The 1,393-nt window shown below is 57.9% G+C and carries 1 protein-coding gene and 1 pseudogene; both read right to left on the bottom strand.

Annotated elements, in window-relative coordinates:
- Positions 1-340, bottom strand: a pseudogene (locus tag AC1DYI_RS35675) (hypothetical protein); the annotation flags it as partial.
- Between the two features lie 555 nt (positions 341-895).
- A complete protein-coding gene (locus AC1DYI_RS35670; RefSeq protein WP_477208822.1) occupies positions 896-1,261 on the bottom strand; it encodes a hypothetical protein in 366 nt (121 codons plus the stop codon).
- Positions 1,262-1,393 lie beyond the last annotated feature (132 nt).

Here is a 1,393-nt window from a genome sequence, read left to right as displayed (position 1 = left end):
TGCCACTGTAGTAGCTGGATTCACCAATTGGCACGTATCGACGGCGCTCGTGTTCTTGCAGCGCAACAAGCCAAAAGATCGGTGCGGGCCGATCGAGGCGTGCAACTGCCTCGGAGTAAACATCATTCCAATGATGCCCGACACGGGAAAGAAGAAACTTGAAAAGCGGGGTGTAGTCGAGACCGCGCTGATGACGACCGTGCATTGACTGGCGAGTACCTTCGACTTCGCCTGGTGCGCTGGTGATTCGGTCGTCGCGAAAGTCTCCACCATGGCGATGGTGAACGCCATGCGCCGTGGTGTTCACCTTGCGATAGAGGGGAGGCTTGATGGGGGACATGAGATTCGGTCTAACGTTCGAGGTAAGGGGCGGCTTGCGGCTTTGCCGCAAGACGTCCCTTTGACCGAGGGGTTAGGCGAATGAGGCTGWGCAAGGAGATGACCGGAACGCGAGGTTGCCCACGGAGCGACCGGGCGGCCCGAAGCCATGAGGCTGAACGAAGGCGTGTGGAGATTTGCGACACTTCGGCTCCTCTGGCTGGACCGACCGTTGGCGAGCCAGGGTYGCCCGTATTTTCACCCGGGAAGACCAAGCAAGCCAACTTTGGAATGGCAGAGGGCTTCGAGCGAGTACTGACAAGCCTGACAAGCGCCGGGCTGTTCTTGGGTGACTGCGCGCTCGAAGGTTGCCGCTGGGCTGTTCTTGATTTACCCCAGCGCTCCAAGATCGACTTGCGGCACGATTTCAAGTTGGCTGGCAAACGAGACGAGGTATGGCGGCAGGCGTATTTCTGGCTTTGCCTAACGTTCGACGTAAGGGGCGACCCGCTTGCGGGACGTCCCCTTGACGGAGGGGTTAGGCATGCGGGCGAAGCTGCTGAATGCTCGCCAGACGCTACTCACGACTTTGCCTCCAGTCCTTCCCGAGGACGATGCCCGCTACGCCAATGATAAGCATGGTGAAGAGGCAGAAAAAGTAGATGACGTACCACCATTGACCTTCACCCGGCGGCTGTGGAAAAAGAACAATCGTTAGAACATACCCAGCAATCGCTCCGACGACCAATAGTCGGCCACCAGTGAAGCCTGCGATGGCGCCTACAACACCAGAAAGAATGAACAGCACGGCAATCGGTTGGTGCGGCGAGATCTTTTTCGCCACCCAATATCCAGTGAGAAAGTGCAAGACCGGAAGTAGGATGCCCGTGAATCTGACCAGCGAACCGGTGCTGTAGGTGTGCTGCTTACCCCAGTCGTTCATGTTTCTTGCCCAACGGTTGACGTTGCGTCGTGGAGCGGAATATTTGGCATTGCCTAACGTTCGACGTAAGGGGCTGGCCGCAGGCCAGTCCCCTTGACGGAGGGGTTAGGCATTGGCCGCGAGACAGCAAGA

This window comes from Ideonella sp. P3_A4 (assembly GCF_056403075.1).
Note: the sequence above shows the minus strand (reverse complement) of the source record. Positions and strands in the feature narration are given on the sequence as shown.